The organism is Streptomyces sp. NPDC034670, from assembly GCF_055574875.1.
Genome location: NZ_JBVITR010000051.1, coordinates 19,279 through 27,174, shown reverse-complemented (window position 1 = coordinate 27,174; position 7,896 = coordinate 19,279). Strand labels below are relative to the sequence as shown.

Annotated in this window: 5 protein-coding genes; 2 read left to right on the top strand and 3 right to left on the bottom strand. The window is 77.8% G+C overall.

Annotated features, from left to right (window positions below):
• Window positions 1-723 precede the first annotated feature (723 nt).
• From ACZ56B_RS26945 to ACZ56B_RS26935, 3 genes are read right to left on the bottom strand one after another with little or no spacing between them, the layout of a single operon-like run.
• Window positions 724-1,491: a metallophosphoesterase family protein gene (locus ACZ56B_RS26945; protein ID WP_468795863.1), complete on the bottom strand. Its 768-nt coding sequence runs from the start codon at window positions 1,489-1,491 to the stop codon at window positions 724-726.
• Complete coding sequence (locus tag ACZ56B_RS26940; RefSeq protein ID WP_468795861.1) at window positions 1,488-1,775, bottom strand: BON domain-containing protein; 288 nt, start codon at window positions 1,773-1,775, stop codon at window positions 1,488-1,490. Before ACZ56B_RS26940 ends, ACZ56B_RS26945 begins: the two co-directional genes overlap by 4 nt.
• A 22-nt stretch (window positions 1,776-1,797) precedes the next feature.
• Window positions 1,798-2,490: a nucleotidyltransferase family protein gene (locus ACZ56B_RS26935; protein WP_468795858.1), complete on the bottom strand. Its 693-nt coding sequence runs from the start codon at window positions 2,488-2,490 to the stop codon at window positions 1,798-1,800.
• A 250-nt stretch (window positions 2,491-2,740) separates the two neighbouring features.
• Between ACZ56B_RS26935 and ACZ56B_RS26930 the strand changes: the two genes are divergently transcribed.
• A complete protein-coding gene (locus ACZ56B_RS26930) occupies window positions 2,741-3,424 on the top strand; it encodes a hypothetical protein (protein ID WP_468795855.1) in 684 nt (227 codons plus the stop codon).
• Between the two features lie 24 nt (window positions 3,425-3,448).
• Window positions 3,449-7,896, top strand: a 4,448-nt coding sequence (locus ACZ56B_RS26925) for an HAD-IC family P-type ATPase (protein ID WP_468795852.1), incomplete at its 3' end; no start/stop codon positions are given.

The window sequence follows — 7,896 nt, the reverse complement described above, 5'->3', positions numbered from 1 at the left end:
CACCCTTGGGGCGTGTGGCGAAAGTCCCCTCTCCCTGGCAACGCCGGGCAAACATACCCGCCGCGTTGCCGGGCCCGCCCCGGTACATCCGGTACCGGGGCGGGCCTCCGCCTCGCGATCGCACGTCCCGGGCGTCGCCGGGCCTGCCCTCCGGGCGGACGACGCTCCTTTCGGCACACGCCCTAGGCCTTGCCCGCGGTGCCGGGGGTGATGTTCGCGGACGGTCCGCTTTCGCGCTTTGGTGGGCGAAGGGGCGCCGTGTGCAGTAACCGGGCAGGACAGGAGGCGGCCCGGGGTGCCGGGGCGGCCCGGGCCGCCCCGGGCGGACCGGTCCCGGTGGCGGAGGGGGCGGCCGTGGCGGCGGGGCGCCGGGGCCGCGCGGGGCGCAGGCGCGCCCGGACGGGGCCGTCGGAGACGGTCCGACGGCCCCGTCCGGTGTCCCCTCGTACGGAGGCGGGCGGGGCGGCGGACGAACGGCGCGGCGGGCGGGCGGTCCCGGCCCCCGTCCCGCGCGGGCCGGCGGGCGCGGGCCGCGTCCCGGGCTGCGAGGTGGCGACGCCGGCCCGGGACGCGGAGTCTGCATGATAAGCAGACATCAGATGTGAAGTCGGCGCGCCCTACGGGGTGTTCACACGGGAGGCGGTACGCGGACCGGGCCGCGACAGCGGCGGGCGCCGCCGGTCCGTACCGGCGGCGCCGGAGGGGGCGGCGGGGCGGCCGGGCTCAGCCGGTCGCCGTCCCCACGCCGGCGCCGACGCGGGGACGCTCCGGGGCCGGCAGGTGGTAGACATGGAAGGCGCGCCCGATGACGGGCTGGGCGACGTTGCGCACCCGGACGCCCCCGGTGGTCATGCCGTGCTCCGTGCCGGCGTGCGCGTGCCCGTGCACGGCGAGGTCGGCGCCGGCCGTGTCGATCGCCTCGGCCAGCAGGTAGCTGCCGAGGAACGGGTAGATCTCCAGCGGTTCGCCGGCCAGGGTCTCCGGCACGGGGGAGTAGTGGGTGAGGGCGATCCGCACGTCGCAGCCCTCCTCCCCCAGCCGCTCCAGGGAGGTCCGCAGGCCGTCGGCGCAGCGGCGCGAGTGCCGGACGAACTCCTTCATCACCGGCTCGCCGAACTCCCCGGCGCTGCGCCCGGCGAACCCGCCGCCGAACCCCTTGGTGCCGGCCACCCCGATCCGCGCGCCCCCGCCGTCCACAACCGTCCCCTCCCCCTCCAGGACGTGCGCGCCGGCGTCCCGCAGGAGGGCCGCGACCTCGTCCGGCCGGTCGTCGTGGTGGTCGTGGTTGCCGAGCACGGCGACCACCGGGACGCCGAGGCCCCGGATCTCGTCGGCCACCACGCGGGCCTCCTCGGGGGTGCCGTGCCGGGTGAGGTCCCCGGCCAGCAGCAGGACGTCGGCGCACTCGGGCAGGGTGTCGAAGGCGGGACGCAGCAGGCCCCGGGTCTCGGGCGCCATGTGGATGTCCCCGACGGCGGCGATCCGGATCATGAGAGTTCCTCCGCGTGGTCGGGCGACGAGGCCTCGCTGACCACGATGTCGCAGTGCACCTCGAGCCCGGCGAGTTCCTCGCGCACGGTGCTCAGGACCTCCTCGCGGCACCGGGCCGAGGGGACGGTCCCGGTGACCAGGACGGTCTCGCCGCGGACCTCGATCCGCACGCCGAGCTCGCCGAGTTCGCCGGAGGCGAGACGGTCCTGGAGATGGGCGACGCGGTACTCCGGGCTCCGCGCCGGTGACGGGCCGCCTGCGGGTCCGGCGTCGTGGGCGTTCATGGGTGTTCCTTCCGCGGACGTGTCAGATGACGTTCAGGCGTTCCAGGAGGAAGAAGAAGGCGGCGGGCATGGGCTCGTCGCCGCAGTCGCGCCGCACCCGCTCCCAGTCGACCTTCTCGCGCAGGGTGCGGGCGATGGGCAGCACCGCGCCGAAGTCGCAGTGGTGCTCCGAGAAGGCGGCCATCAGGCTCCACAGCAGATCGGTGGGCGCCAGGACCGGCATGAGCACCGAATCCACCGGGAGTTCCTCCGCCCGGTCGAGCATCGCCGCGGAGACGGGCCGGTGCGCCAGCTCGAAGATGATGTCGACGTCCTGCCCGAAGCAGGTGGCCTTGATCAGCCAGTCCTCCGGCGGGGTGTAGACCGTCAGCCCGGCCTCGCGCAGCGTGACGGCCACGGACTCGGCGTCCTCGGGGCGGACGCAGAAGTCGACGTCGTGCTGGAGGTTCCCGGTGCCGCCGTGGGCGTAGACGGCGACGCTGCCGGCCAGCGCGAAGCGGTGGCCGCCCCGCTTCAGCACCGCGCCGACCTGCTTGGCCGCCTCCAGGATGGCCTGGTTGCGGTCGCGGGGCAGGTCCGGGCCCTCCTCCCCGGACCGTCCGTCGTACGGCGTCGCGGCGGCCGGGGGCGTCTGTCCGGGGGCGTCCGTGGCCAGGCGGAGATCCGGGGGTCCCGGGCGCCCGACGAGCGTGGCGTCCTCACCGTTCTCCGTCATGACCACTCCTCCCACCGATCGGACGGCTCCGTGTGCCGCACCGGCACGCCGCACTAGTACCCGGTGTGCCCGCTCCGACACGGGCGGGGTGCGTGTCGTGCGGAGCGCGCGCCGCCGTTGTCTCCGGCCCCCTCGGGGGTCGCCTCCGGAGCCCTCCCGGGAGCGCTCCGGGAAGTCCCGGGACCCCTGCGGGGCGTACAGGAAAAGCGCCGGGACCGGTCACGGTCGAATATGGGGCATAAGACAGGGAATGCGAAGAGAGTCCCTGGGCGACGCGGCTGTGGAGGTCGACATGGAGCAGAACACGTCCCGTTCACCGGATCTCCCGCAGCCGCTGCGGGCCGTCGCCTCGGGGCTGCGGCACCTGCCGGGCGCGGAGCAGGTGGGCCGGGTGGCCGGCGGTGCCCTGGACGCGATCGGCGCGGTGTCCCCGCGCGGGCGCCGGGTGGCCGTCTACACGGGAGCCGGCGTGCTCGGCGTGGCCGGTGTCGTCGAGTGGCCGGTGGCGCTGACCGGCGCGGCCGTCGCCTGGCTCACCCAGCCGCGCCCCGGACCGCGCACGGAGGGGGCGGGGAAGACGGAGAGCGCGGAGGGCACAAGGGGCGCAGAGGGCGCAGAGGGCGCAGAGGGCGCAGAGGACATGGAGGGTACGGGGAGCGCGGAGTCCTCCGTCGGCGGCGCACCGGCCGACGACGGCGGGCGGCAGGGCTCCCCGGCCGGTTCCCCCGCCCGGCCCGGAGAGGAGCCGGAGCCCGCCGACCGGGGCCCCGGCGACCGGCTGTCCCTCTCCCGCCACCGGCACGAACCGGCGGAGCCCCCCGTCCACGAGCAGCCCGCCAAGGTGGGTGACACCGCCACGGCGTCGGCGCTCAAGCAGGTCGCCGAGGCCACCACGCACCACGGTCAGCCGCACGACGACCGGCCCGCCGGCTGAGCCGGGACCACGGGACAGCCTCCGATGCTCATCCACTTCGACGTCGCCCCCCTCGCCGGAACCGTGGCGGGAGCCGCCGCGGGCGCGGCCCGCTCCACCGCCCGGGGCCTCACGTCCGTCCACGACACGACACGCCGCATCCGGCACGTCGCCGGCAACGCCCTGGGCGGCGACCGGCACTGGCGGGCCGGGCACCGCGTCCACCTGGCCCTGCGGTCCCCCGGCGGAGCCGTCGGGCCGCTCGCCCGCAAGGTCGCCGCCGAACTGCTCGACCACCCGGACGTCCTGACGGCGTACTGGGACGAAGGGCTGTCCCGTCTGGTGGTGACCGCGGTGACGGACGCGGCGGGCGACCGCGTCACCGAGCGGGCCGTCGCGCTCGCCTCCCGCCTCGGACTGGCCGAGGACACCGGCCCGGAGGAACCGGAGGAGGGCGACGGGGCCGCCCACCCCGGCGACCCCCGCGAGGCACGGGTCGCCGCCGCCGCGCTGCTGCTGGACGCGGCCGGCGCGGCCGGCGCCCTGACCGGCCGGGCGCTGCGGCTGCCGCGCAGCCCCAAGGGGGTCACCGCCGCCGTCACCCTGCTGCGCGAGAACCCCCGCTTCCGCGCCCTGCTGCGCCAGCGGTTCGGCCGCAGCGGCATGGAGCTGGTCCTCACCGCCGCCAACGCCGCCGCGCACGGCGCCGGACAGTCCCCGGTCTCCCTGGTGCTCGACGGACTGCTGCAGACCGGCCAGCTGGCCGAGGCGGTGGCCAGGGCCGCCGCCTTCGAGGCCCTGCACGACGACCTCTGCCACGAGCGGCGCACCAGCATCCCCCTCCCCGCCGTCACCCGCCCGCCGCTGCGGGTGACGCCCGCCCAGGCCTACGCGGCCAACGCGGGCACCGGCAGCGTCGCGGGCGCCGCCGCCACCCTGCTCGTCACCCACGACACGCGGGAGGCCGCCGAAGCCGTCCTCGCCGGATCGCCCAAGGCCGCGCGGTACGGCCCGGCCGCCTTCAACGCGGCCCTCGGCCTCCACCTCGCCCGCGCCGGCGTCCTCGTGCGCGGCCGGGAGCGGCTGCGGCAACTGGAGATCGCCGACTCCCTCGTCCTGCACGCCGACGCCCTGCGCAGCCGCCCGCGGCACGGCGCCGCCCCCGACGGCGCGTCCGCCGTGTTCGAGGATCCGGTCGACCCCTGTGCCGAAGCCGTGCTCGACGCGGCCCGCAGGGCGGGACTGCACGTGGTGATCACGGGCGGCTCCGACCTGAAGGACATCACCCGCATGGCCGACGAGGTCGCCCCGGCCGACCTGCCGTTCGCCGACGTCGTCCGGGCCCTGCAGAACGACGGGCGCATCGTGGTGAGCGTCGCCCGCGTGGCCGTGGGCGAGGACGGCGGCGCGGCGGACGGACTGCCCGCCGGCGACGTGGCCGTCGCCCTCGTCGACGGGCGCTCGGCCGTCGCCTGGGGCGCCGACCTGCTCGCCCCCAACGGGCTCGGGGACGTGTGGCGCCTGCTGACCGTCATCCCGGCGGCGCGCCGGGTGGGCCGCCGCTCGCAGACCCTGGCCCGGGCGGGCGCCGCCCTGTCCGGGCTCATGGTGGCCCGCGGCGGCACCCCCGGCGGCCGCCTCTGGCGGCGGCTCACCCGGCACGCCCCCGTGAACGCCGCGGCGGCCGGCGCCCTGCTCGCCGGCGTGGCCGCGGCCGTGCGCGTGGCCACCGCCACGCCACCGGAACCCCGGCTGCACGTGCCCTGGCACGCCCTGGAACCGCACGAGGCCCGCGACCTGATCGGGACCTTCCGCACCGACGCCGAACCACCCCGCGGACTCGCCCTGCTCGCCGACCGCTCGCGGCAGCGGGCGGCACGGCTCGCCCGTACGCCGGCCGCGGCCCCCGCCCGCTGGACCTGGGAGGCGGCCGGCGCCGTCCGCCGGGAACTCGACGACCCCCTCACCCCCGTCCTGGCCACCGGCGCGGTCGCCTCGGCGCTGCTCGGCTCGCTCGTCGACGCGCTGCTGGTCGTCGGCGCCATGGACCTCAACGCGGTGGCGGGCGGCCTGCAGCGGTTGCGCGCGGAACGCGCCCTGGCCCGGCTGGCCGCCCGCCAGCGGCCCAAGGCACGCCGGCAGGAGTCCCGCCGGGACACGGTCACCGTCGACGCGGCCCGGCTGCGGCCGGGGGACCGGATCGGTCTCGTCGCCGGCGACGTCGTACCGGCGGACGCGCGGCTGCTGGAGGCGGACGGACTGGAGGTCGACGAGTCGGCGCTCACCGGCGAGTCGCTGCCCGTGACCAAGGGGCTCGACCCCACCCCCGGCGCGCCGGTGGCCCGGCGGACCTGCATGGTCTTCGAGGGCACCACCGTCGTGGCCGGCCGGGCGGTCGCGCTCGTGGTGGACACCGGCGACCGCACCGAGGCGGGCCGGGCCGTCGCCCTGGCCGCCCGCACCCCGCCGCCCGCCGGCGTGCAGGCGCGGCTGCAGGAACTGACCCGCAAGGCCCTGCCGGTGACCCTCACCGGCGGCGCGCTGGTGACCGGGCTGGCCCTGCTGCGCGGCAGTCCGATCCGGCGGGCGGTCAGCGGCGGCGTCGCCGTGGCCGTCGCCGCGGTCCCCGAGGGACTGCCGCTCGTCGCGACCGTCGCCCAGATGGCGGCCGCGCGCCGGCTGTCCCGGCGCGGCGTCCTGGTCCGCACCCCGCGCACCCTGGAGGCGCTCGGCCGGGTCGACACCGTCTGCTTCGACAAGACCGGCACCCTCACCGAGAACCGGCTCCGCCTGGTCAGGGTGGCCACCGCCGGCGGCACCGTGCTCGCCCCGGACGACGGGCGGGCCGTACCGGTCGTGCGGCTGGCCGCGCGCGCCTGCCCGCAGGAGGAGACGGGGGAGGGGCGCCGGGTCGCGCACGCCACCGACGAGGCGGTCCTCGACGTCGCCCCGCCCGACGACACCTGGACCGCCGACGGCGAACGCCCCTTCGAGGCCAGCCGGGGCTACGCCGCGGCGGTCGGACGGGAGTCCGGCGACGGAGCGGACACCGGCGGGCTCCTCGTCGTCAAGGGCGCCCCGGAAACGGTGCTCCCCGCCTGCCGGGACCTCCCCGGCGACGCGACCGGGGCGGCCCACGACCTCGCCGGGCAGGGGCTGCGCGTCCTCGCCGTCGCCCGGCGCCCCCGCCGGACGGCCGACGCCGCCGCCGAACTCGACGCCGACCTCGCGGACCTGGAGTTCGCCGGCCTGATCGCCCTGGCCGACGTCCCGCGCGACACCTCGCAGGAGCTCCTCGCGGAACTGCGCCGCGCCGGCATCCTGCCCGTCATGCTCACCGGCGACCACCCGGAGACCGCCCGCGCCATCGCCCTGCAACTGGGCTGGCCGAAGGAGACCGAGGTGGTCACCGGGGACGAACTGGTCGCCATGGGCCGGCGCGACCGGACCCGCGCCCTGCACGGCGCCGCCGTGGTCGCCCGGGTCGCGCCCGAGCAGAAGCTGCACGTGGTGGAGGCCCTGCAGCAGGCGGGCCGGGTGGTGGCGATGGCCGGCGACGGCGCCAACGACGCCGCCGCCATCCGCGCCGCCGACGTCGGCGTCGGCATCGAGGCCCGCGGCTCGGCCGCCGCCCGCAACGCCGCCGACATCGTCCTCACCACCGGCGACCTGTCGGTCCTGGTGGACGCCGTCGCCGAGGGCCGTGCCCTGTGGCGCAGCGTCGCCGACGCGGTGAGCATCCTCATCGGCGGCAACGCGGGCGAGGTCGGCTTCAGCGTGCTGGGCACCCTGCTGGCGGGCTCCTCGCCGCTGTCGACCCGTCAGCTCCTGCTGGTCAACCTGCTCACCGACATGTTCCCGGCCATGGCGGTGGCGGTGACCCCGAGCGACGACCCCGCGACGGCGGAGCACGCCGCGACCGGCCCGATGGGCCTCGACGTCCTCGGCGCGCCCCTGCTGCGCACCATCCGGCGCCGGGGCGTGACCACCTGCCTCGGCGCGGTCACCGCGTACCTGATCGGCCGCCTCACCCCCGGCACCGAACGCCGCTCCACCACGATGGCCCTGTGCGGCGTGGTCGGCGCGCAGCTCGCGCAGACCCTCTCCGGCCGCCGCCGCAGCCCCCTGGTGTGGGCGACGGCCCTGGGCTCCGCCGCGGTGCTCGCCGCCCTCGTGCAGACCCCCGGCGTCAGCCACTTCTTCGGCTGCACCCCGCTGGGGCCCCTCGCCTGGTCCGGCGTGGCCCTGGCCATCGCCCTGTCGGCCCTCGCGCCGCGCCTGGAACGACTGGAGCCGGTGCGGCACCTGTACGGGGCGGCGTCCGGCCTCGCCCTGCGCCTCGGCGACGCCGTGCGGCAGACCCGCCACCTGCTGCACAGCGGCATCGCGCGGCCGGTGGCGGGGGGGGGGGGGGGGGGGGGGGGGGGGGGGGGGGGGGAGGGAGGGGGGGGGGGGGGGGGGGGGCAGGGGACGGCGCAGGTAGAGTGGGATGA

What these genes read in the sequence shown, in the direction of transcription:
- ACZ56B_RS26945 (WP_468795863.1), bottom strand. Translation starts at nt 1,491, where the DNA reads ATGATCCGGATCGCCGCCGTCGGGGACATCCACATGGCGCCCGAGACC.
- ACZ56B_RS26940 (WP_468795861.1), bottom strand. Translation starts at nt 1,775, where the DNA reads ATGAACGCCCACGACGCCGGACCCGCAGGCGGCCCGTCACCGGCGCGG.
- ACZ56B_RS26935 (WP_468795858.1), bottom strand. Translation starts at nt 2,490, where the DNA reads ATGACGGAGAACGGTGAGGACGCCACGCTCGTCGGGCGCCCGGGACCC.
- ACZ56B_RS26930 (WP_468795855.1), top strand. Translation starts at nt 2,741, where the DNA reads ATGCGAAGAGAGTCCCTGGGCGACGCGGCTGTGGAGGTCGACATGGAG.